This window comes from Myxococcus sp. XM-1-1-1 (assembly GCF_020037095.1).
Classification (GTDB): Bacteria; Myxococcota; Myxococcia; order Myxococcales; family Myxococcaceae; genus Myxococcus; species Myxococcus fulvus.
The window spans coordinates 454,929-477,082 of sequence record NZ_JAIQDH010000004.1 but is presented as its reverse complement, the minus strand read 5'-3'; the positions used below and the strand labels follow the sequence as shown (position 1 = coordinate 477,082).

Annotated in this window: 21 protein-coding genes and 1 pseudogene; 9 read left to right on the top strand and 13 right to left on the bottom strand. The window is 69.3% G+C overall.

The window, feature by feature from the left end; all coding sequences use genetic code 11:
- Together K8640_RS12405 and K8640_RS43090 are read right to left on the bottom strand one after the other, a co-directional pair.
- On the bottom strand, positions 1 to 743 hold a 743-nt coding region (locus K8640_RS12405), incomplete at its 3' end, for an SEL1-like repeat protein (protein ID WP_255652943.1).
- Positions 744 to 761: 18 nt separating this feature from the next.
- Positions 762 to 956 (bottom strand): annotated as a pseudogene (locus K8640_RS43090) (hypothetical protein); the annotation flags it as partial.
- Between the two features lie 2,339 nt (positions 957 to 3,295).
- On the opposite strand from K8640_RS43090, the gene K8640_RS12400 reads away from it, so the two are divergent.
- A complete protein-coding gene (locus tag K8640_RS12400; RefSeq protein WP_223747241.1) occupies positions 3,296 to 3,724 on the top strand; it encodes a hypothetical protein in 429 nt (142 codons plus the stop codon).
- Here the strand turns inward: K8640_RS12400 and K8640_RS12395 are convergent.
- The 4 genes from K8640_RS12395 to K8640_RS12380 all read right to left on the bottom strand — a co-directional run bounded on the left by K8640_RS12395 (position 3,699) and on the right by K8640_RS12380 (position 7,749).
- Positions 3,699 to 4,886 (bottom strand): site-specific integrase, encoded by a 1,188-nt coding sequence (locus tag K8640_RS12395; RefSeq protein ID WP_223747240.1) that lies wholly within the window; start codon positions 4,884 to 4,886, stop codon positions 3,699 to 3,701. The genes K8640_RS12400 and K8640_RS12395 overlap by 26 nt on opposite strands.
- Before the next feature lie 202 nt (positions 4,887 to 5,088).
- Positions 5,089 to 5,991 (bottom strand): hypothetical protein, encoded by a 903-nt coding sequence (locus K8640_RS12390; RefSeq protein ID WP_223747239.1) that lies wholly within the window; start codon positions 5,989 to 5,991, stop codon positions 5,089 to 5,091.
- Between the two features lie 44 nt (positions 5,992 to 6,035).
- On the bottom strand, positions 6,036 to 6,902 hold the full coding sequence (locus K8640_RS12385) for a DUF6345 domain-containing protein (protein ID WP_223747238.1): 867 nt from the start codon (positions 6,900 to 6,902) through the stop codon (positions 6,036 to 6,038).
- A gap of 166 nt (positions 6,903 to 7,068) precedes the next feature.
- Positions 7,069 to 7,749 carry a MotA/TolQ/ExbB proton channel family protein gene (locus tag K8640_RS12380; RefSeq protein WP_223747237.1) on the bottom strand — a complete coding sequence of 227 codons (681 nt, stop codon included), beginning with the start codon at positions 7,747 to 7,749 and terminating at the stop codon, positions 7,069 to 7,071.
- 286 nt (positions 7,750 to 8,035) lie between these two features.
- On the opposite strand from K8640_RS12380, the gene K8640_RS12375 reads away from it, so the two are divergent.
- The 3 genes from K8640_RS12375 (at position 8,036) to K8640_RS12365 (ending at position 10,437) form a co-directional block, all read left to right on the top strand.
- Complete coding sequence (locus tag K8640_RS12375; RefSeq protein ID WP_223747236.1) at positions 8,036 to 8,602, top strand: hypothetical protein; 567 nt, start codon at positions 8,036 to 8,038, stop codon at positions 8,600 to 8,602.
- A 42-nt stretch (positions 8,603 to 8,644) separates the two neighbouring features.
- Positions 8,645 to 9,193: an AAA family ATPase gene (locus tag K8640_RS12370; protein WP_223747235.1), complete on the top strand. Its 549-nt coding sequence runs from the start codon at positions 8,645 to 8,647 to the stop codon at positions 9,191 to 9,193.
- A gap of 149 nt (positions 9,194 to 9,342) precedes the next feature.
- Positions 9,343 to 10,437, top strand: coding sequence for a glycosyltransferase family 4 protein (locus tag K8640_RS12365; RefSeq protein ID WP_223747234.1), 1,095 nt, complete (start codon positions 9,343 to 9,345; stop codon positions 10,435 to 10,437).
- Positions 10,438 to 10,443: 6 nt separating this feature from the next.
- On the opposite strand, the gene K8640_RS12360 is transcribed toward K8640_RS12365, so the two are convergent.
- Genes K8640_RS12360 through K8640_RS12345 form a run of 4 tightly spaced genes read right to left on the bottom strand, consistent with a single transcriptional unit; the run spans position 10,444 to position 14,058 of the window.
- Positions 10,444 to 11,043, bottom strand: a complete 600-nt coding sequence (locus K8640_RS12360; RefSeq protein WP_223747233.1) for a carboxypeptidase regulatory-like domain-containing protein — start codon at positions 11,041 to 11,043, stop codon at positions 10,444 to 10,446.
- The gene (locus K8640_RS12355; protein ID WP_223747232.1) at positions 11,043 to 12,701 is read right to left on the bottom strand and encodes a caspase family protein; all 1,659 of its coding nucleotides are present in this window, start codon (positions 12,699 to 12,701) and stop codon (positions 11,043 to 11,045) included. Before K8640_RS12355 ends, K8640_RS12360 begins: the two co-directional genes overlap by 1 nt.
- Before the next feature lie 10 nt (positions 12,702 to 12,711).
- Entirely contained in the window at positions 12,712 to 13,482 is a 771-nt protein-coding gene (locus tag K8640_RS12350) for a hypothetical protein (protein ID WP_223747231.1), read from the bottom strand.
- A gap of 3 nt (positions 13,483 to 13,485) precedes the next feature.
- Entirely contained in the window at positions 13,486 to 14,058 is a 573-nt protein-coding gene (locus tag K8640_RS12345) for an RNA polymerase sigma factor (RefSeq protein ID WP_141333301.1), read from the bottom strand.
- A 308-nt stretch (positions 14,059 to 14,366) separates the two neighbouring features.
- On the opposite strand from K8640_RS12345, the gene K8640_RS12340 reads away from it, so the two are divergent.
- Together K8640_RS12340 and K8640_RS12335 are read left to right on the top strand one after the other, a co-directional pair.
- Positions 14,367 to 15,113, top strand: a complete 747-nt coding sequence (locus tag K8640_RS12340) for a hypothetical protein (RefSeq protein ID WP_223747230.1) — start codon at positions 14,367 to 14,369, stop codon at positions 15,111 to 15,113.
- Positions 15,114 to 15,242: 129 nt separating this feature from the next.
- A complete protein-coding gene (locus tag K8640_RS12335) occupies positions 15,243 to 16,922 on the top strand; it encodes a PKD domain-containing protein (protein ID WP_223747229.1) in 1,680 nt (559 codons plus the stop codon).
- Between the two features lie 324 nt (positions 16,923 to 17,246).
- On the opposite strand, the gene K8640_RS12330 is transcribed toward K8640_RS12335, so the two are convergent.
- From K8640_RS12330 to K8640_RS12320, 3 genes are all read right to left on the bottom strand, one after another.
- Positions 17,247 to 17,741: a VOC family protein gene (locus K8640_RS12330; protein ID WP_223747228.1), complete on the bottom strand. Its 495-nt coding sequence runs from the start codon at positions 17,739 to 17,741 to the stop codon at positions 17,247 to 17,249.
- 15 nt (positions 17,742 to 17,756) lie between these two features.
- Positions 17,757 to 18,482, bottom strand: coding sequence for a sulfotransferase domain-containing protein (locus tag K8640_RS12325; protein ID WP_223747227.1), 726 nt, complete (start codon positions 18,480 to 18,482; stop codon positions 17,757 to 17,759).
- Between the two features lie 158 nt (positions 18,483 to 18,640).
- A complete protein-coding gene (locus tag K8640_RS12320) occupies positions 18,641 to 19,417 on the bottom strand; it encodes a helix-turn-helix domain-containing protein (RefSeq protein WP_223747226.1) in 777 nt (258 codons plus the stop codon).
- 135 nt (positions 19,418 to 19,552) lie between these two features.
- On the opposite strand from K8640_RS12320, the gene K8640_RS12315 reads away from it, so the two are divergent.
- The 3 genes from K8640_RS12315 to hflC all read left to right on the top strand — a co-directional run bounded on the left by K8640_RS12315 (position 19,553) and on the right by hflC (position 22,066).
- Complete coding sequence (locus K8640_RS12315) at positions 19,553 to 19,936, top strand: hypothetical protein (RefSeq protein ID WP_223747225.1); 384 nt, start codon at positions 19,553 to 19,555, stop codon at positions 19,934 to 19,936.
- Positions 19,937 to 20,063: 127 nt separating this feature from the next.
- On the top strand, positions 20,064 to 21,131 hold the full coding sequence (gene hflK, locus K8640_RS12310; protein ID WP_223747224.1) for an FtsH protease activity modulator HflK: 1,068 nt from the start codon (positions 20,064 to 20,066) through the stop codon (positions 21,129 to 21,131).
- On the top strand, positions 21,128 to 22,066 hold the full coding sequence (hflC, locus tag K8640_RS12305; RefSeq protein WP_141327784.1) for a protease modulator HflC: 939 nt from the start codon (positions 21,128 to 21,130) through the stop codon (positions 22,064 to 22,066). The genes hflK and hflC overlap by 4 nt, the downstream gene beginning before the upstream one ends.
- Positions 22,067 to 22,154: the final 88 nt, after the last annotated feature.

Sequence of the window (22,154 nt, the reverse complement as noted above, 5' to 3'; positions counted from 1 at the left end):
TCCTGGGGCACTCCGAGGCCCTTGGCGTAGGAAAAGCCGAGGTTGAAGCACCCCCCGGCATGTCCACCCGTGCAGGCCTGCTCAAAGAGCGTGGCGGCCCGGCGCTCGTCCTTGGACACTCCGAGACCCTGGGTGTAGCGCGAGCCGAGGTTGTAGCACCCCAGGGAATCTCCACCCGTGCAGGCGGCCTGCTCATACAGCATGGCGGCCCGCCGCTCGTCCTTGGGCACTCCGAGGCCCTTGGCGTAGGCAAAGCCGAGGTGGTTGCACCCCCTGGCCTCTCCACCCGTGCAGGCCTGCTCATACAGCATGGCGGCTCGGCGCTCGTTCTTGGGCACTCCGAGGCCCTCGGCGTAGCGCACGCCGAGGTTGAAGCACCCCCTGGCCTCTCCACCCGTGCAGGCCTGCTCATACAACGTGGCGGCCCGGCGCTCGTCCTTGGGCACTCCGAGGCCCCGGGCGTAGAGCACGCCTAGGTTGGTGCACCCCCCGGCCTCTCCACCCGTGCAGGCCTGCTCATACAGCGTGGCGGCCCGGCGCTCGTCCTTGGGCACTCCGAGGCCCTGGGTGTAGCGCATGCCGAGGTGGTAGCACCCCAGGGCCTCTCCACCCGTGCAGGCCTGCTCAAAGAGCGTGGCGGCCCGGCGCTCGTCCTGGGGCACTCCGAGGCCCTGGGCGTAGTGCATGCCGAGGCCGAAGCACCCCCCGGCCTCTCCACCCGTGCAGGCCTGCTCAAAGAGCATGGCGGCCCGCCGCTCGTCCTGGGGCACTCCGAGGCCTTGGGCGTAGCGCAAGCCGAGGCTGTTGCAAGCCTTAGCCTCGCCCCCCTCACAGGCCGTTTGAGGTGCGTTAGCCCGTTGAGGAATGTTGGGAGACAAGGCCGCTTCTCCCCCCGTAGCACACCCGCTCAGCAGCCCGAACAAAACGCAGAGCCCTACGCTCAGCCTCACTGTCATTCCTTGCGCTCCTGACATTCTTGGCCCCCAGCGCAGACGAGAAACGCTCCGCACGTTATGTTCGCCTGCCTGGACCCTAGCCTCTACAGCCTCATTGAGCGAGTGGTCACGAGGGGGCACGGCGAACAGATACGGCGCAGCGCTGGCGGCCACCACGCACCGGGCAGGCACCACGGCCCCGAGGTGGTGCTCGGCGCGGGCGAAACTCCAGGCCGCGCGGAAGGACGGTGGGCGGATGGCCACCACGCACCAGGCAGGCACCACAGCCCCGAGGTGGTGCTCGGCGCGGGCGAAACTCCGGCCGCGCGGAAGGACGGTGGGCGGATGGCTGCCAGGGCTCCGAGGTGATGCTCGGCACGGGCAAGCTCTACGGCCCGAGGTGGCGCTCGGCGCGGGCGAAACTCCGGGCCGCGCGGAAGTGCGGTGGCGAATGGCCACCACGTACCGGGCAGGCGCCACGGTCCCGAGGTGGCGCTCGGCACGGGCGAAAATCCGGCCGCGCGAAAGGGCGGTGGCGGATGGTTGCCAGGGGCCCCGAAGTGATGAGACAGGCGGCGCCCTGGCTTGAGCCGCTCCAAACACGGGCGAAACCCAAGAGGGCGCGAAACTCACCCGTGCGAAGCAGCACCGGCCTTCCCGAGGCTCGGTTGCGACGTTTCGCCCGGCCGGGCGCGACGGAAACCGGCGATGCCGCTCTTTGAGGCGCGGCGCCTGGCCTCCAGGAAGCGAAACTCCTCGGCAGCACGGAAGCGGCGCAGTTTCGCGCCGCGAGGAAGTCAGCACGGACAGGGGCTGCGGAGTGCCGGAACGCTTCCGCCTAGACAGAGACGCTTCACCCCCGCCCGGTACAGTGGCGGCGCGAAAGGGCTCCAATTGGGAACCCATGCGCGAAAGTCCCCGTCTCAGTGTGGCGCGAACGCGGGGCCGCCCCTTTCGCGCCGCGCCTCCCGCGTAAATCGGTTCTGATTCGGAACGGGGGCGGATAGTGCCTGCCAGCATGTACCAACGGCAGTCGGACAGCCCTTGCGTTGCGTGGTGGCCTCTTGGCGTCCAGGCCGAGCGCCACCTCGGAGCCCTGGCAGCCATCCGCCCACCGTCCTTCCGTGCGGCCTGGAGCTTCGCCCGCGCTGAGCACCACCTCTGGCCGTAGAGCTTGCCCGCGCCGATCACCACTTCGGGCCGTGGCGCCTGCCCCGGTGCGTGGCAGCCGCCATCGCCCGCGCCGAGCACCACCCCGGGGGCCGTAGAGCTTGCTCGCGCCGAGCGCCACCTCGGGGCTGTGGTGCCTGCCCCGGTGCGTGGTGGCCACCAGCGCCCGTGCCGAGTGCCACCTCGGGCACGTAGGGCCCCACGAGCACGGGCCGCAGAAGCTAAGTCGCCGTCCCTCGGTGCGGCCTCGGGCTCCGGGCTCCCTGGAGCCCGCCCACGCCGAGCATCACCTCGGGCTTGGAGTGAGTCACGGCGGCAGCCCTGAGAGGCAGGCAACCCAGCAAGCGCCAGCCGCACCGACGCGCGAAACCTCGGTGGGAGGCAGCGCCAGGAACACCCTTGGTGGCGCACTGGGGCGCGGCCATCCGGACGAATCGCCAGCGCCCGCGCGAAACCCCCAGCGCCGCGCGAAACGCGGCCCTCGGGTACGGCGGGCGGGGCGAAATGCCGGTGCCGGGAGCACCAGCGGGGTACAGCAGCGCGAATCGGCGCCCCGAGGGGCGCGTTTCGCCGTGGCGCTTCGCCCGCCACTGCCGGGGACGGCGCGAAACCCCGGCAGCGCTTCTAGACTCCGCGCCCCGCGTCCCGCGCGAAACGCGGCGCCACAGAGTGGCGCCCGGCGCGCAGCGCCCCACCATGAGGGCGCGTTTCCAGCAGTGGCGCGATTCCGCGCCCGCAGCGCCCCGCGCTGCCATTTCGCCTGGGGTTCCGCCCGCCGTGGTGCCCCGCGCGAAACTGTGCCGCCGCGACACCCCTCCGCGCGAAACGTTCCGCCCGTCGAGGCGCAATTCCCCACCACAGTTTCGCGCACCCACCGATGCAATCACATACGCCGCGGCGTTTCGCGCTCCATGGCGAAACTCACGCGCGAAACTCCCTCCGAGAGACGGCGAAACCCCATGTCTCGCGCGAAACCATATCAGTCAAGGTGGGCGGCCAGTCATTGCTGGAATGTTTGACAATTGTTTTTGTTGTTCCGCAGAATTTCCGGTACGCAGTGACGCTGCGGGGTGCCCTCATTCCGGGGGCACACCTTCGGGACGGGTGACACCGCCCACGCATCGCGGCCCCTCAGTGCGGACACCGCCAGGAAGCCTCCACGGCCTCCCGGCACCAGCAGGTCAGCAGCCATGAAGGAAACCACGCAGGACACCAGCACCACGCAGCAGCAGCCCGCAGCGGACGGCGGCGCCGAGTCCGCATTGCTGCGGGAGATACACCACGAGCTACGGAGGCTGCGGGAAGCCGTGGGCGCGATTCACGCCCGCATCTCCCAGGCCGCCCCCGTCCAAGCTGCACGCGCCGTCACCGTTGACGCGGCGCAAGCGCTACTCGGCTGCGGGCGCTCCCAGGTCTTCGCACTGCTCAAGGCGGGTGCGCTCAGCCGCGCCCCGAAGGTGGGCAAGACGGCCATGGTGACGCTGGAGAGCATCGAAGCGCTTCAGGAGCGCTTCAGCCGCGAGCCAGCACCCAAGCTCAAGCGGCAACCCGCCCGGAGCACTGCCACCGGGCGGGAAACACGGGACGCGATTCTCAGGATGCTGCGGCAACCTTCTTGAGCGGCAGCACCGCCGGGTCTTCGGGGTGCTCCAGCCGGATAGGCACCTTGATCATGGGCGGCACCGCCACGTTCTCGTAGAAGCGCTTGGTGGTCGCGGGCGAAGTGTGCCCCACCACGGCGGCAATGGCGGCAAGCGGCAGCCCTCCGGACTTGGGCCGCACTTCCTGGCCGCACTCGGAAGCCCAGGTAACGAAGCTGTGCCGCAACTCCCCGAAGCGGACCAATTCCATGCCCAGGGACTTGCAGGCCCGCCGCACCACGCGCCGAATGTGGCTGTCCACCGGGGCCGCGCCGCGCGCCTGGAGCCGTTGCACGGCCGCGAGCGTCTGCCGGTCAATGCTCTGGACGTGAACGCGCCCGCTCTTGTGGACGAAGCGCAGGGTAGCGGCAATCTCCCCCGGTTCCTTCAACACCGTGACCTTGCCCTCGCCCCGGGCGAGCCGTTCAATCTCGGTGCCGTGCATGCCCGTTTTGGCGTGCAGGCACAGCACGTCCCGCACGCATTGCACGTCCGTCGTGCGCCGCGTGGCCTCCTGCTGAAAGTTGGTGAACTCCCAGCCGGAGATCGCGCTGTAAAGGCGCTCGATGGTTTCGATGCTGTAACCCTTGTCGCGTACCGACTTCTCGGGACGGCTGGCGGGCACCTTGAGGGAAATGGTGGCGTCCTCTGCCACCGTCAACGCGCCCTCTTCCTCCCGCAGCCACGCGCAGAACGCCTTGAGGGCCGTAATCCGGTTCTTGCGTGCGGTGGGTTGCCGGTTCAACTCGCGCAGCAAGTCCTGGAGCGTGACGGCGCGCAGGTCACGCCCCGCGAGCGCTTCGGCCCATGCCGCGAGGTAGAAGCCGACATTGCCCACGTAGCGCTCGGTGGTGCCCGCGCGCCGCATGTGCGCCAGGTAGCGGCCCACGGTGGGCGCGTCCATGTAGACGGCGGACTCTTGCTTGAGTTTCTGAGCCTCGCCCCGGGTGCGGTAGCCCTCCGGGTCGCGCATGAAGAGGGCCAGCTCTGCCTCGGCTTCCGTCTCGCTGCGCGCGTCCAGGTGAACCGTGTACGCCTTGCCCACAACCATCTTGCGCAGCACGTACACCGGGCGGCCGTCCTTCGCCGTGAACGTCCGCCCGCCCTTCCACTTGCCAGTCCAGACCTTCCCACTGCCCATGCCGTTGCGACTCCGATTTGGTCCAATTTCGGTCCCAACTGACCCGATTTGGTCCCTGGAGTCAAACCGCGCCCCCTCGCCAGGAGGGGGCGCGGCTTACAGCGGCGGGTTGCTGCTAGTGGAGGCGGCGGGAATCGAAGCCGCCACCCTGCCACCCTCCCCCGTCCACCAGAGGCCTGGGCGAGCAGGTGACACACCGCGACTACGGGACCGCGTTCACATCCACGTCAATCACCCGAGGCTCCTCGGTGTGGGTGTCCGTGTTGACGGAGGGCAGCGAGGCGTTGACCTGCAGCGTCAGCGCCCAGGTGCCGTCGGTGAGCTGGCGCGGCACGTACTTCCAGCTGAGCCGCACGCGGCCCGTCGTCAGGCCCTCGGCCACGAGCGCCTCGGTCGCCTTGCGCTCGATCTCCGCCGTGCTCAGGCGGGTGCGCAGCAGGTGCCCCTCACGCGCCAGCGCCGGCCAGCGGATGAGCGCGCGCTGGAAGCCACCGTCCACGCCGTGCGTCACCACCGCGCGGTGCCCCTGCACGCGGATGCCATTGATGGCGCGCAGCACGAACGTCTTGTGACGGTGCAGCTCCGCGGGCGAGACCTCGCCCACCTCCTCGTTCTGAAGGAAGGACTGCACCTGGCGAATCTCGCCAATCTCCCCAGAAGGGATGCCCCAGCGCTGCAGTCGCGCCACGGAGTTGCGCTGCAACACCCCGGGCTCCTGCGGCGTCGCGGGGCCGCTCTCCACCTTGTTCAGCACCAGCACGCGGCCGGACGAGATGTCCCGCTCGAACCGCCAGGACGGCGACTCCAGGTCGCGGCGCGTGCCCAGCTCCTCCGCGACGGTGAAGGACTCGGAGGTACCGATGAGCCCGCGCTGGACCATCGCCTCGTTGAAGGCCGAGGCCGGCAGCAACTGCGTGGGAAGCGCGCCCGAGGGCAGCGCGGCGATGCCGCTGGAGTCGAAGGCGAAGCTGACGGTGGTCGCCGCCTGGGCCACCTGCGCGGGCGCCGTGTCCTGGCCCTCCTCCGCCAGGGGCGCCGCGGTGTCGCAGCCGAGCAGCGCGGTGAGAGGCAATGCGGTCAGGAATCGGATGAGTTGGGTCTTCATGGTTTCAAGGTCCGAAAAGAATGGATGGGTGGAGAGAGGAAGGCTCAGGGCAGCTTGCGACCGTTGTCCGGGTTGCAGCCGCTCACGTAGAAGTAGGAGGAGCCCGTCTTGCTGCCGGTGTTCTTGCGGTCCCTCCACCCACCCGCCTCGTACATGCTCTTGCGCTTCGCCTTCGAGTCTCCGAAGACGATGGAGACCGGGCAGTCGTCGTAGATGACGCCCCAGTCGTAGGCCTCATCAATCCAGTTCTCACCGACGCCGTCGTTGCGGGAGTCCTCCAGGTAGTCCTCGAGGTAGTCCTTCACGAAGCCGCCGCACGACGAGTCGCCGTGGAAGGCATTCCAGACGCTGAAGCCGCTGGTCGCCGTCACCAGTTGCTGGCGGTAGCCACCCCGCTCCCAGACCTCGATGTTGCCGGACCGGCAGGCCTTGATGACGGCGATGTCCAGCTTGCCGTTGCCCAGCCGCATGTGGCTGTCCGTGAGCGCCGAGCAGGAGGGGCTGTTGCTGCCCATGACCAGCGAACTGCGCGGCGTGGACACCTCGTGGCCGCCGTGCGTGTGGATGAAGATGACGTCCGCGTCGTCCACGCCCGCGTTGAGGGCGGCGTCGTTGGACTCGCCCACCGCGCCCTTGGCCGGGTCCGTCCACAGGTCCCGCGTCACGTTCATGTTGGAGAGCGTGCGCACGTCGGACCAGAGGCCGGAGTTGCGCAGCGACGTGAAGTAGCTGGCGAACGCCGACGCCGTCTGGGTGTGCACGGAGTGCGACGAGCCCGAGCACTGCCCGGAGCCGCCGAAGTTGGCGATGCCGTAGGCGTGCGTCTCGTTCGCCAGCGCCACCGCCGGCACGAGCAGGGCGCCCGCGAGCGCGCCTGCCAGCCACTGCTTCTTTTGAGTCCGAATCTTCATGGTCCAGGTCCCCCTCGAAGGAGGGCGTGCCCGAATGGCACGCCGGAGACGGGAAGGAGCGCGTCGCGCTTCTGCTTCCCGGCCTCGGCACCTGAACGAGCCTGGGCCCGGATATTCCCGGCCGTATTTTCCAGGAGGATTCGGAAGGCCGCGCGCGGCGCCCGGCTCAGCCCGCCGCGACGCGGGAGCGCTTGAGGACCCGGGCCACGACGTCGAGGAACTCGTTGCTCGCCTCGGCGAGGTCCACGGCGCGCGCGTCCACCCAGCCCTGCAGGGAGTTGTAGCCCATGACCGCGGGGATGGCGACGAGCAGGCCGAAGGCCGTCGTCACCAGCGCCTCGGAGATGCCGGTGGAGATGTTCCCGATGCCGCCCGCGCCCGCCTCGCCCATCTGCTGGAACGCGGTGACGATGCCCATCGTCGTCCCGAGCAACCCCACGAAGGGCGCGGTGGAGGCCACCGTCGCCAATTGTCCCAGGCCGCGCTTCATGCCCTGCACCTCGCGCTGCGCCTGCCGCTCCAGGTTCCGGGCGACGGACTCCATGACCTCGTTGCGGTCGTCATCGGAGGCGGTGCGATAGGCCGTCAGGCCGGCGCGGATGGTGCGGCCGAGGTAGCCCACGTCGGGCCCCAGCTTGACGTGGGCGGCGGTGTCGAAGTCCCCGTTGGCGAGCAGCGTGGCCAGCTCCGAGGCGAACCTGCGCGAGTTGCGGCGCGCGGTCCGGAAGACGAGCGCGCGCTCGACGAGGATGAGCAATGACAACACGGACATCACGCCCATCACGATGACGATGAGCTTCGCGAAGGGGCCCATGTGGCCCCACAAGCCAATGAGGGTGAAGTTCATGGTGATTCGAAACGCGCCTCCTCGCGCGTTGGCCCCGCGACGGAGCCACTGGGGGAACGACGACTCGAGCACTCGCGAAGCAAGGTACGCGGCGCGGACGGAGGCAGGGCGTTTGCCTTTCCATGAGTCAGTCATGGTTGCGTCATGGGCGGCGACGGACTCCCCGCAAGACATTGCGCCCGCATCCCAGGACAGACGTGGACCCGGGTACAGTTCCGCGACGCCCCGCATCCGGGTCACCGTACGCGCCATCGCCGCCACGTCGGCGGCGGAAGTCGGAGGAGCCATGTCCGGACCTGCTCGTGAATCTTCCTGGAACCGATGGGGCGCGCTCGCGCGGCTGCTGGGACTGCTGGTGGCGGCGCTCCCCGCCCATCAAGCCTTCGCGCAAGCGGCGGTGGTGAGCTGTCCCTCGGGGACCAACTCGGTGACCTTCAACCCCGGGCTCACGAACGAGCCCCAGGACGTCCTCATCACCGGAGAGACGACCTACAGCCTGTGCGCCACCGTGCTCGGCCCCCGTGTGACCACCGCGACCTGGTCCGTGGGGCCGGTCCTGTTCCCCGGCAACTCGTGCGACAACTTCCTCTCCACCTACCGCAGCACCCTCACGTTGCAGTGGGACACCGGAGAGACCTCCACCGTCCTCTTCACCACCGTGAAGGTCTCGCTGCAGAGCACCACCTTCGCCTTCGTCCAGACGGGCACGGTGACCTCCGGCAAGTTCGCGGGGAACCGCGCGGTCCAGACCATCACCTACCTCAACGAGGACCTGGAGAACGGCTGCAATTCGCCGTCCGGCCTGACGCGCCTGGACGGCCCCGCCACGCTGACCATCGCGCCGTTGTTGTGAGCCGGAGCACCTCGCCCGGGGCCCCGGGGTACGCTGGGCAACATGAGCGCACCGCGTGTCATCCTCGTCTCCGGCCCGTCGGGCGTCGGAAAGTCCACCGTGGCACGGAGGCTGGCGGAGCAGTCACCCGAGGAGCGGGCGGTCCACCTTCCCTCGGATGACTTCTATGCCTACGTGCGCCAGGGCTACCTCGAACCCTGGCGCACCGAGGCCCATGACCAGAACACCACGGTGATGAACGCGCTGGTCGCGAGCGCCACGGCCTATGCCGCGGGCGGGTACGAGGTGGTGGTCGATGGGGTCATCGGCCCCTGGTTCTTCGCGCCCTGGCTGGCCGCCGCGCGCACACACCCACTCGACCTGCGGCTGGTCATCCTCCTGCCGGACGAGGCCCGGACGGTGGCACGTGCCCGGGCGCGCACCACGTCGGACGCACTGACGGACGCCGCCGTGCTGCGTGGCATCTGGCGCGGCTTCCGAGACGCCTCCCTCCCGGAGGGTCATGTGCTCGACACGAGCGAGCAGGATGCCGCCGCCACGGTGGCCGCCGTGCGCCTGGCGATAACTGAAGGACGGTTCAGGTTGGTGTGACGATGTCGGCACATCCACCATGCATCTTCTCGCACGTTGAGAACCGCGCCGTGGAGGCTCATGGGCCTTAACAAGGCCCACGGAGTGAAGTTAGGTGGGTGCCGTGCGCGGCATGTCGCCGCCAGCTGCGACGGACGGACGTGCAAGCGATGTCGGCGCCTCCACGCATTGCCTTCGCCATCGAGACGACGCTCGGCAACGCCGTCTTCCTGCAGAACCTCAAGAGCGCCATGGCCGCGCGCACCGACATCACGCCGGTGTGGCTGCCCATCGACGAGCACGCGGACGACCTCTGGGAGGGCCTGCCCCTGGTGCGCTCGCGCCTGTCGCTTCGCGGGGGACTGAGGACACGCTCGGCGTTGAATCAGGCGCTCGCGCAGGCCCCGGTGCAGGCCGCCGTGGTCCACACGCAGCGCATGGCGCACCTGGCGCACGACTTCATGGGGCGCGTGCCCAGCGTGGTCTCCACGGACGCCACGCCGAGCGGCCTGGAGGACTATCTGCGGTACTACGGCCTGCGCTCGCAGCACGCCGGCTGGGTGGGCAAGGCGAAGAACGCGCTGCACCGCCGCACCTACTCCATCGCGAAGGGCATGTTGTCCTTCTCGGAGTTCACCAAGCGCTCGCTGGTGGAGGAGTACGGCGTTCCGCGCGCCCGCGTGCACGTGGTCTGGCCGAGCGTGGACACGCGGCTGTGGCGTCCGGCCCCCGAGCGCAAGGCACGGGACGGCGTGGTGCGGCTGCTCTTCGTCGGAGGGGACCTGGGCCGCAAGGGCGGCCACCTGCTCCTGCGCTGGGCCCGGGAGACGCGACTGAGGAACTGGCGGCTGGACCTGGTGACATCCGACACCTTCGAGGCGCCGCCCGGCGTCCGCGTCCACACCGGCGTCCGGCCCAACTCGCCCGAGCTGATTGGACTGGCGCAGGCGGCGGACCTGTTCGTGCTGCCGACGATGGCGGACATGTCCTCGTGGGCCATCGCGGAGGCGAAGGCCGCGGGCCTCGCGGTGGTGGCCACACCCGTGGGCGGCGTGGGCGAGCTGGTGCGGGACGGCGTGGACGGGCGGCTCGTCACCGCGGGCGACTACCCGGCGCTCGCGCGGGCCCTCGACTCCCTGGTGTCGAGCCCCGACACCTTGCGCACCATGGGACACGAGTCCCGCCGCATGGCCGAGGAGCGGATGGACCTGCATGCGACGTGCGACCAGATGCTCGCCTTCATCCGGGGCGTCACCGGCGTCTGAAGTCCGCTAGTCGTCGTCCTCCTCGTCATCGTCGTCGGCCTTCTCCAGGACGACGTCGTGCAGGCGCTCCTCGCCCTCGCGGACGCAGACCTGCTCCTCCTTCTTCGCGTGCTCCTTCGCGTCGACCTCCAGCTCGTAGCACCCCTCGGGCAGGGGCCCCACGCGCAGCTCGCCCGTCGACGGGTCCACCGGCAGGTCATCGAAGGGCGTGCCATCCACCTCCACCTCCCCCTCCTCGGGCACGTTGCCGTCAGGCCCCCGCAGCCGCACGGTGATGAAGGCGCCCGGCGGCGCGTCGATGTCTCCCACGTCGATGATGCGAGCCCCCTGCGGCACCACCCGCACCCGGGCCGCGTGCGTGCGCGACGCCAGCACGAACAGCTCCACCGTCCTGGCGGGCACGCCCTCCAGCTCGAAGCGGCCGTCCGAGGACACACCGGTCATCAGCTCGGACTCGCCGAACACGCTCACCCACGCCACGTCGGCATCGGCGCCGAGGATGCGCCCGCGCACGGTGCCCTCCCCCAGCTGACCATTGTTGAAGCCGCCGCAGGCCCCCAGGAGGACGAGCATCGACAGGAGCCACGGCTGTCCAGGCGCACGCATCAGAAGCGATACCCTCCGCTCAGCCACAAGCCACCGAAGCCCACCGCGCGAGTGCGTCCGTCCACGGGCACATAGGCCCAGAGCAGCTGCCCCTTGGCCTCCAGCACCCACCGCGCCCCCAGCTTCCATGACACTCCCGCCATCCAGCCAGGCCATACCGTGAAGTAGCGCTCATCCTGTTTCAACAGGTCCAACTGGAAGGAGCGCTCCATCCACAGAGCGGCCACACGAGGCCCCGTGGACACGCCCAGCCGCCCCCACTCCCACGACGGCCCCACCGTCAGCCCCAACATCACCGCCCGGTGTCGCACCGGCACCGCCCCACCCAGCTCCAACTGGAGCGCCTGACGCCCCTGCCCCACGGCCAGGTCCACGCCCACATCCAACCGCTCCTCGAGCAGCAGCCCATGCCACCGCAGGCCCGCGCCCGCCATCAACGTGCGCGGGAGGACCTCGCGCCGGCTGCGGGCATCCAGGAAGCCCAGCACGCCCATGTCGAGCGAGACGGTGCGCCGAGGCCCCTCCGCCTGCTCGCGCAGCATCGAGTCCAGCGCCCGACGCTCCCCGGGACGCAGCACCACCGTGTCCTCCCACAACACCGCGCCGCCCTTGTGCAGCCCCAGCCGGCGGTTTCCCTCCGGGAGCGCCACACCACCGGGCAGCTCCCCCGCGTCCACGCCATCCACCTTGAGCGTGAAGCCCTCCAGGCGAGGACTGTAGGAGAACACCTCCGGCTGGCCGGGCTGGGACAGGGAGCCGGAGAGCAACACCGGGTCCGCGCCCACTTCCGTCATCCGCACGCTCGGGCGCTGGCGCCCCTGCGTATACGTCCACGTGTGGCGGCGCGCCCAGTCGTGCGCCTCGGTGGCGCTCACCGCGCCGTCGCGGTTGCGGTCCGCGCGCCCGTCGAGCGCCTGGACGAAGAAGTGGGTGTAGATGTCATTGCCGAGCGCGTCGTCCTCGCGCGCCGCCTCGCCCCAATCACTGGCGGAGAGGACGAGCGACGCGCGGCTGTCCTCCTCCAACGGGCGAGGGAGGAACGCGGCCTTGGTGCGCTCCAGCTCCGAGCGCACCGACTCCGGCAGCAGCGACTTGCCCGTGCCGCTGTGGCACGTGGCCAGCACCAGCACCCGGCGCAGCGAGCCCAGCCGCTCCAGCGCCTGCTCCAGCACCACCATCTCCAGCCCCGTGCCCTGCACGTCCCGGAAGCGCGTGTCGCGCATCACCAGGTAGCGCTGGAGCTCGCCCCGCGTGTCGCGCGCGAGCGTGCCGTGGCCGGAGACGTAGACGACCACCACGTCCCTCGGATTCCACGCGCGCGCCTGGAGCGTCCGCAGCGCATCCAGCACTCCCGCGCGCGTCGTCTGCTCCGGACGGTTGAGCACCGTCACCGAGGCGAAACCTCCACGCCTCGGGTCCGCCAGCACGCGCCCCAGGTCCTCCGCGTCCTTGCCCGGATAGCGCAGGTCGTTCCAGGAGTCGTCGTCGTACTGGTCGATGCCGATGAGCAGCGCGTGGCGCTCCCCCTCGTGCGCCGAGGCGAGGCGCGCCGGGTCCAGGCGCACCTTCACCGCCTTCCCCTTGTCCCGCGCGCCACCGCAGGCCGAGAGCGCCACGAGCACGAGACAGAAGACGAACTGGAGCCGGAAGCGAATCAAGGGCCCACGCTCAGCGAGCGCCCTCCGGAGTCACCCGCAACCCGAGCCGGGCCAGCGTCGCCTCTTCCGGCACCCGTCCTCGCGCGAGCGCCGCGTCACGAGCCTCCCGGGAGCCCTCCCCCCGGGGCCACGCGGCCAGCACGAGGGTCCTCGGGCCCTGCTCGCCCTCCAGGGACACGCCCGCCAGCTCACCGTCCTCGCGCAGGTCATGCGTCCCCGCCTCCAGCGCGTAGGCGCCCAGCATCTGCACGGAGCCGTCGGGCGACTCCAGCGCGAGCAGCGCGTCCGCCAGCTCGCTCGCGCGATAGCGCACCAGCACCACGGCCTCGGGAGGAAGCTGCGCTCCATCCGTCAGCGGGCGCAGGTTCCCATCCGGCATCCGGGCGAGCGCCGTCAGCTCCAGCGACAGCGCGGCGCCGCCCTTCAGTCGCACCGAGGTGCCCGGCTGCCCGCCCGTCAGCATCGCGGGATGGAACGCGAAGGTGACCATGGCGGCGACAGCCACCGCCACCGCGCCGGAGAGCCACAGGCGCCGAGGCGGACCGAGCCGCTTGCGCAAGCGGGCCCAGCCCACCGCGTCCTCGCGAACAGGAGCCAGGCTCCCGAGCGCCTCGTCCGTCATCGCCTCCAGGCCGAACGCGTCGTCGTTCTTCTCGAGGAACGCCTCGCACTCGCCGCAGGGCCGCGACAGGTGGTCGGCGAAGTACGCCACCGCGTCGGGGGACTTGTCCCGCAGCGCCCGCCAGCTGTGCGCATCCAGGTGCCTGCTCGCGTCACCCATGGCTCATCCCACTCCCGCGGCCAACAGCCGCGACAGCAACTGGCGCTTCACCCGCGCGCGGAAGCGCTCCAGGCGCATCGTCACCGCGCTCTTGCCCAGCCCCAGGCGCTCGGCGATCTCCCGCGCGCTCAGCTCACCCTCCAGATAGAACAGGCGCACCGTCTCCTTCTCGGGGCCCTCGGGCAGCGCTTCAATCAACTCGCGCACCACCGCCACGCGCCGCTCCAGCTCCAGCGCCGGAGGAATCGCGGGCGTGGTCGACTCCAGCTCCAGCGCCAGGTCCTCCGCCGCGCGACCACGCAGCTGGGCGCCCCGGCTGAGCGACTGCGCGTGGTGGCGGGCAATCGTCACCAACCAGCTCCCGAAGGCGCGGGGGTGCTGGAGCCGGGGCAGCTCGCGGAAGGCCCGGACGAAGGTCTCCTGGACCACGTCCTCCACCTCCGCGGGCCCCAGGGCCGAGTAGCCCAGCGCCACGCGGCGCACGGCCCCATGGAAGCGCTGGTACAGCTCGCGGTGCGCGTCCTGAGCCCCCTCGGCTGCCCGCCGGATGCAGGTGGCGACCTCCTCCTCCGTCACGCCCGCTCTCCCCCGCCCATCCCCCACGCATCCCCACGTGCGTCCACCTGGGAGCACACGAAGAGGGCTCCGGACCACCGGAGGCACTCCCATCTCGAGGCACGCGCACAAACCATGTCTCCCCAGTCAGTACCTGTCTCATGGGAAGGAGTCACGGGCCCCGTTTCGGCCACGCCGCCCTTCATGCAGGCGAGGTGATGTGGCCGATTCGGGCCTCAAGGCTCCTTCATTTCCAGACCGGGATTTTCGGGCGGCGGCAGGCCGGAGACGCCGCTCGCCAGGTCCCTCGATACCAGGAGATGGAAGGTATGCGATTCATCGGATTGTGCGTGTCCGCCATGCTGCTCGCGGCTTGCGGCAATGAGGACAGCGTCAAGGTCGGACTGAGCACCCGGGTGGGCGCGGCGCGTGGCGCCCAGGCCGTCGGCAAGAGCGCTCAGCAAGAGGAGCCCGCCGCCGGCATCACGCTGGACCGGGTGCGCCTGTCCGTGCGCGAGCTGGAGCTCGAGTACGAGGGCGATGATCGCGACGATGACCGGGACGACGACGACGATGACCAGCTGCGCCCGCGCGATGACGACGAGCAGCGGCTGGGGCCCGTCCTCATCGACCTGTCCGCGGAGGACCTGAATGGCCGCATCGTTCCCGTGGGCAACCTGCGGGTGACGCCCGGCATCTTCGATGAAATCGAGTTCGACATCGGCAAGGTCACCGTCGCCCAGGCGGGCCAGGACGCGCCCCTGCGGGAGCTCGCCGAGCTCGGCGCCTCGGTCATCATCGATGGCCACATCGACGGGCAGCCCTTCAGCTTCGTCTCCAGCGTCCGCCTGGAGCAGGAGCGCGAGGCGCGCTTCGAGGTGAAGGAGGGCCAGGAGCCCAACATCACGCTCAACATCGACCCGACCGGCTGGTTCGTCGATGGCAATGGACAGCGGCTGGACCCGCGCGACGCGTCCGCCCGCTCCACCATCGAGAACAACCTGCGCCGCTCCATCGACGCCTTCGACGACGACGACCTGGACGGTGACGAGGACGACGACCACGACGACGACTGAAGCCCGGGAATGAAGTCGGGTTGCAACGGCAACCCCATCCCAGGAACATCAGAAAATGATTAATCTGGACTTCACTGTTTAATCTGGATTGTCCTTGGCCTCCTCACCATCTTGAATGAGGAGGCCTTCGTGATTCGTTCGCGGCTTCGTGAAGCATGGCTGTGTGGTTTCGCCTCGCTGGGCATGCTGGTCGGCTGTGGTGCACAACAGGAGGGGGACGGCGTCGAACAATCCCTCTCCACGGTGACGTCGCCGCTGGTGGGGCAAAAGCTGGTCATCAACCCCGCCAACGTCCAACCCGACGGCGTCCGTCCGACGCTGGGCGTCTATCAGAACCTGTATGACGAGCAGGCCCTGATAGGGGACCCGCGCGCGGGCTCGACCTTCAAGCCCGCGACGACCTGGGGCAACGTCGTCTACAACGAGAACCAGTACCCCATGGGTTTCGTCATCGACCTGGGGCAGCAGTACGACGTGACGGAGGTCGGCGTGTTCGACACGTACGACTCCGGCACCGTCTTCTTCAGCGTCGGGGCGCCGGGGGCCTGGTCCACGCCCCTCTCCATCACCACCAACGGGTGGGAGCAGTGGAAGTGGCTGACGGTGGGCCAGCGCACGCGCTACCTCCACTTCGCGCGCAGCATGTACGGCGCGTCGAACGAAATCGTCGTCTACGGCACCCCGGCGGGCACGACGGCCAACGTGCCGCCCACCGCCTCCGCGGGCCTGGACCAGACGCTCATCCTGCCCACGTCGTCGGCGCAGCTGACGGGCACGGCGAGCGACCCGGACGGGACGGTGGTGTCACGGCAGTGGACGCAGGTCTCCGGTCCCAACACCGCGACGCTGACGGGCGCCACCACGCTGTCCGCCACGGCCTCCGGCCTGGTGATGGGGCTCTACGAGTTCGAGCTGAGCGTGACGGATGACCAGGGCGCCTCGGCGAGCTCCCGCACGAAGGTCCGGGTGGAGCCCGCCCTGAACGGACGCGGGACCACCGTGGAGATCTACAAGGACACCACGAGGGTGTTCCAGGGCAACTACGGTCACGTCGTGTACCTGCCGCCGGGCTACGACGCGGGCACGAACTGGCCCATCGTCATCTTCCTGCACGGCGCGGGTGAGCGGGGAGACGGCGGGCCGACCCAGCTCGGCCGGGTCCGCAACATGGGGCTCCAGTCGTACATCGACAGGAACGGGAAGGACTATCCCTTCATCCTCGTGTCGCCCCAGACGAGCACCTCCAACTTCTGGAACGACCAGGAGGCTCTCGACAGCCTGGACCCGTTCATCGAGCGAATCCTGTCGACGTACAAGGTGGACAGGAAGCGCGTGTACCTGACGGGCCTGAGCATGGGCGGCGCGGGCACGTTCTCCTATGCGTCCACCTTCCCCGCGAAGCTGGCGGCCGCGATTCCGGTCTGCAACGGCGGCTACGGCTCCTCCGTCGCCCGCGCGCAGGCCATGGTGAACGCCAACCTGGCGGTCTGGGGTTCGCACGCCATCAACGACCCCGCCTCGTACACGGGCACGCGGGACTGGTTCACGCGCCTGGGACAGGCCCTGGGCGCCACGGGGACGGTCATGGACACGTACACGTACCCCAGCCGCGCGCAGACGGCGTTCTTCCGTCAGGGCCCGGCGCGGTGGGAGTGGGTCGATGGACAGACGGCGCAGGACGCCAGCGGCAATCCTCCCGCGAAGCCGGTGCTCTTCACCCTCTTCCACGATGGCGGCCACTCCATCTGGGACCGCGTCTACCAGGAGCCGAAGGTGCTGAGCTGGATGCTCGCGCAGCAGCGTCCGTGAGGCGGAGCGCGAAGTGGACCCGTCACTCCCGGGTAACGGGTCCTTCTCGCGCCGGAGGGCCGCGCGCATCCTGCGCCGGCCTTCCACCTTCCCTCCTCGGGCAAGCCCTGCTGAACGCGTCGTTCCTAATGGATGGAATTCTTCGTCTCCGCGTCCGGCACGCGCGTGTACCGCGTCGTCCTGCTGGCCGGGGCGTCGCGGGCATGCGAATCGACCCCACGAGAGTGGGCGACGCCAAGGTGTTCCGGACATGGGGATGGACCATCGCGCTCATCGTGTCCGAGGACATCAAAGAGGCGCTCGAGCGCGCACGCGTCGGAAAGCTCATCCCAGCTGATGGACGGCCTCCAGCTTGTGCCCATCCGGGTCCGTCACGAAGCACGCGTAATACGTATCGCTGTAGTGCGGACGCAGGCCAGGAGCTCCCTGGTCCTTGCCCCCGTGCTTCAAGCACGCGGCGTGGAAGGCGTCGACGGCCTCCCGGCTCGGCGCATTGAAGGCCAGGTGGAAGCCGTCACCGGGCGGCGTGGCCTCCGGCCGCAGGAACAGCGCCAGCGTGTCCCCCTCCCCCTCCGGGCCGTAACCCGCCGAGCGCTCCGAGCTCCACACCCGCGTGTAGCCCAGCGGCGCCAGCGCCGCGTCGTAGAACGCGATGGCGCGCGCGATGTCCCGCACGCCGAACGACAGATGCCCCAGGAGCAGCCCCGCCCGCGCCACGCTCTTCTGGAGCGCGCGCGCCAGCACGGCCTTCTCCTCGACGCTCAGGCCCGAGTCGTTGATGGCGGCCAGGACCTCTTCACCACGAGCCGATAGCTTCATGCGGGGAACCCCTCCTCAGGACTCCAGCGGATAGCCGTAGCGCTTCAGGGGCTCCGCCAGGAGCTCGTTGACGTAGCCGTGCCACTCCTTCGGGATGATCTGCCGCCACTTGCCCACCGAGCCATCGCCCGTGACGTGCAGCCCGTTGATGCCGTCGATGGTGTAGGCCTGCCACTTCTCGTCGATCCACCCCGCCCCGCCCTCCTGCCGGCAGACCACGGCGACGCGCTCCGAGCGCGCCTTGTTCGCCTCCAACGAGTAGCTCGAGCGGGCACGGGCCTTCTGCTCGTCCGTGAGCTTCATCCCGAAGAACTTCTCGATCTGCCCGAACAGGTAGTCGAAGTTGCCGAAGAAGTCCTCGTACCGCAGCCAGAGCACGTTCTTCCGGTCACCCCACGTCTCGCTGACGCGGTACAAATCACTGAACGAGGAGTTGTCCTCCGCGTGCTCCTTCACCAGGAAGTCGATGCTCGCCTTGGTGACGGGCAGGTTGGCGCGCTTGAAGTAGGTACAGAGGATGTCTCGGAAGTCCCGCACCGTGACCACCACGCGGTCCTCCGGCCGGAACTGGGGACACTTGTGGGTCTTCTTCACGTTGCCCAGGATGGAGTTGAGCACCTGCCAGACGAAGGTGGAGCCGCTGCCCGGGAAGCCGAACTGGATGATGAGCGGTTCGGCCCGCGCATCCCCGTGGGGGTCCACTTCCTTCTCGAAGTCTGAGTAGGACTTCACGCTGTCCATGACAGTACCTCCCGATTGCACGAGCAGGGTTTGGCGACAACCCTATGCCATTGCCTGGAGAGGACAGAAGCCCAATCCCTCACGCGAGAGCACCCAACTGGAAGAATGCCGCCAGGACAGAAGGCAGACCTCGCAACCCCTCACGCCCACCCCGAACCTCAGCGGGGGTAGAACTGCTCGATGGTGACCTCCTCCGCCAGGGCATGCAGCGGCGCCCCGAAGGTCGTCACGGTCGTGAACCAGTGCGTGGCGACGCCATCGACCACGAACGTCAGCGGAACCAGGACGCCCGCGGAGCGGCCAGGCATCCTCGCGGGGAGCTCTCGCGCGTCCGGGTACGTGAGCACTCGCGCCAGCACGTTCGCGACCTCGGACCCGGGCCCCCGCAGGCGCGCGTTCTCCTTCAACCGCCCGAGCAGGTAGCCCGCGATCTCCTGCCAGTTCCCAATCGCGGAGCGGACCCGCCCGGGCGCGAAGACCAGGTCCATCAGGTTGGTGCGCCCCAGCGCGTCGCGCCCCAGCCCCATCATCGCCAGCGCCCCCGCGTTCGCATCCAGCACCGTCGACGCCGCGTCCAGCGCCAGCGCCGGGTGCGGCTCGTGCGCGCCGAGAATCAGCGCCGCCGCCTGTCGCAGCTCGCGCATCTCCTCACTGTTCCAATCACTCTCACCGAACTGGGGCGCATACCCCGCCGCGACCAGCAGCGCGTTGCGCTCACGCAAGCCCAGGCCCAAGGCCTCCGCCAATCGCAGGACCATGTCCTGGCTGGGCTCCGTCCGGCCCGACTCGATGAAGGCCAGATGCCGGGGCGACACCTCCGCGTCGAACGACAGCGCCAGCTGGCTCTTGCCCCGCGACGCGCGCCAGTCCTTGAGCAACGCCCCCAGCTCGCTCCGGGGCTTCGGGACACCCTTGCGCGGACGCCGGGTCGACACCTCGACCTCCCGGAGCGCGGTCCGCTTCATCGCGCGCCCACACGCGAGGTGGCCACACACTTCCCTCCCAGGTCATTGCGGGGCAGTCGAGGCAACACCGAGTCTTCGAGGCATCCCATCACCCGAGGATTCCCCATGAACGACCGCCTCGTCTATCGCCTGGATGCCTTCGCCGCCTTCAGCATGGGCGTCACCTTGCTGTTCGTCGCCACCCCGCTCACCACGCTCGCGGGATGGACGCTGCCGCCGTCCTTCCTCTTCGGCCTGGGCGTGTTCCTGGTGCCATGGGCCGGCATCAACGTCTGGGCCTCCACCCAATCGCCCGTCGCCACGAGCATGCTCCTGGTGCACCTGCTGGTGGACGGCACCTGGGTCCTGGGGAGCGTGGCCCTCATGCTCGTCCACTCCGCCACCTTGTCGACCCTGGGCTTCGTGATGCTCGCGAGCCAGGCCGTGAGCGTGCTCGGCGTCTTCTCCCTCAAGCTCGCCCCCTCCCTGCGCCTTCGCCTCGCGCGGTGAGCCGGACGACCGGCCCCGAGTGCTCGCCATCTCACGAGGGCCACCAGGGAACCAGGTGGCCCCTTGTTTCACTCGGCGACCGGGTTCCCGCTTGCATCTGGATGTTATGTAGTCCAAAGACTGAAGGATGGCATGGGACCCCCGCGTATTGAAGCCCGAGCCGAATGGCCGGGATCCTGGTGATGTGCTGGATGAGCTGCGCAGGCAGCTCAAACGAGGCTTGGGCCGCCGGCTGCTCTTCGGTGGCGTCGGCCTGGCCCTGCTGGTGGGCCTGTTCACCAGCTACGCGCAGGTAGAGCCCGACGAGGTCGGCGTCATCCTGCGGCTCGGGCGTTTCGTGGACACGGTGGAGCCGGGTCCGCACTTCCGGCTGCCGTACGGCATCGACCGCATCGTCAAGGTGCCGGTGCAGCGCCAGCTCAAGGCGGAGTTCGGCTTCCGCACCGAGTCCGTGGGCGCGCGCAACACGTCCTACGCCGCCAGCGGCTCCGACATGAAGCGCGAGTCCCTGATGCTCACCGGCGACCTCAACGTCGCCGTGGTCGAGTGGATCGTCCAGTACAAGATCAAGGACCCGTACAAGTACCTCTTCAAGGTGAAGAACGTGGAGGGGATGCTGCGAGACATCTCCGAGGCGTCGATGCGCGCCGTCGTGGGTGACCACTCCGTCAACGAGGTCCTCACCACCGGCCGCCAGACGGTGGCCACCCAGTCCAAGCTGCTCCTCCAGGACCTGGCGGACCGCTACGAGACGGGCGTGGACATCCAGCAGGTGGTCCTCCAGGACGTCAACCCGCCCGACCCCGTGAAGCCATCCTTCAACGAGGTCAACCAGGCCATCCAGGAGAAGGAGCGCGCCATCAACGAGGCCTTCGCCGAGCTCAACCGCGCCATCCCGCGCGCCAAGGGCGAGGCCGAGGAGGCGCTGCGCTCCGCGGAGGGCTACGCCATCGAGCGCGTCAACCGCGCCAAGGGCGAGGCCGAGCGCTTCACCCGCGTCTACGAGGAGTACCGCAAGGCGCCCGAGGTCACCCGCCGCCGCATGTACCTGGAGACCGTGAGCCAGGTGCTCACCAGCACCGGCCAGAAGGTCGTCATGGACGAGAACCTCAAGGGCCTCACGCCCATGTTGCGCATGGACGGCCCGGACTCCGCGGCCGCCGGCGCGGCGCACACGACGGAGGCCCAGCGATGAGCCGCGTGGCAACGATTGTCCTCGGCGTCGCGGTGCTCGCCATCGTGCTGGGCTTCTCCAGCACGTACACCCTGAGCGAGCACGAGCAGGCCGTCATCACCCGCTTCGGCCAGCCCCGCGGCCAGTCCATCACCGAGCCGGGCCTGCACTTCAAGCAGCCCTTCGTCGACACGGTGAACCGCTTCGACAAGCGCTGGCTCGACTGGCGCGGCGACCCGAACCAGATTCCCACCAAGGACAAGAAGTACATCTGGGTGGACACCTTCGGCCGCTGGCGCATCGTCGACCCGCTGCGCTTCTTCCAGCGCCTGCGCGACGAGCGCAACGCGCAGTCCCGGCTGGACGACATCATCGACGGCGAGACGCGCAACACCATCGCGTCCTTCGCGTTGATTGAGGCGGTGCGCTCCACCAACCGCCCGTTCGAGGACGACGAGTACACCACCGAGGAGGAGCGCGGCGAGTCGCTGGAGCAGGTGGCCCAGGGCCGCGACAAGCTCACCCGGCAGATCCGCCTGCGCGCGGCCGAAATCGTGAAGGAGTTCGGCGTGGAGCTGGTCGACGTGCAGATTCGTCGCATCAACTACGTCGACGAGGTCCAGGTGAAGGTCTTCGAGCGCATGATTTCCGAGCGGCGGCGCACCGCGGAGCGCTCACGCTCGGAGGGCATGGGCCGCGCCGCGGAGATTCGCGGTCAGCGCGAGCGCGACCTGAAGGAGATCCGCTCCGAGGCCTACCGCAAGGCGCAGGAAATCACCGGCAAGGCCGACGCCGAGGCGACGCGCATCTACGCCGACGCCTTCGGTCGCGACGCGGAGTTCTACCAGTTCATGCGCACCCTGGAGGCCTACCCCCAGGTGATGGACCGCTCCACCTCGCTCTTCCTCGGGAGCGACTCGGAGTTCTATCGCTACCTGCGCAGCTCCAAGAAGTAGCCGGACCCACTTCGCGAAAACACTCGGGCCGGACTCCATGCACGTGACATGGAGCCCGGCCCGTTCATTTCCGGTGACGACGTCCGCG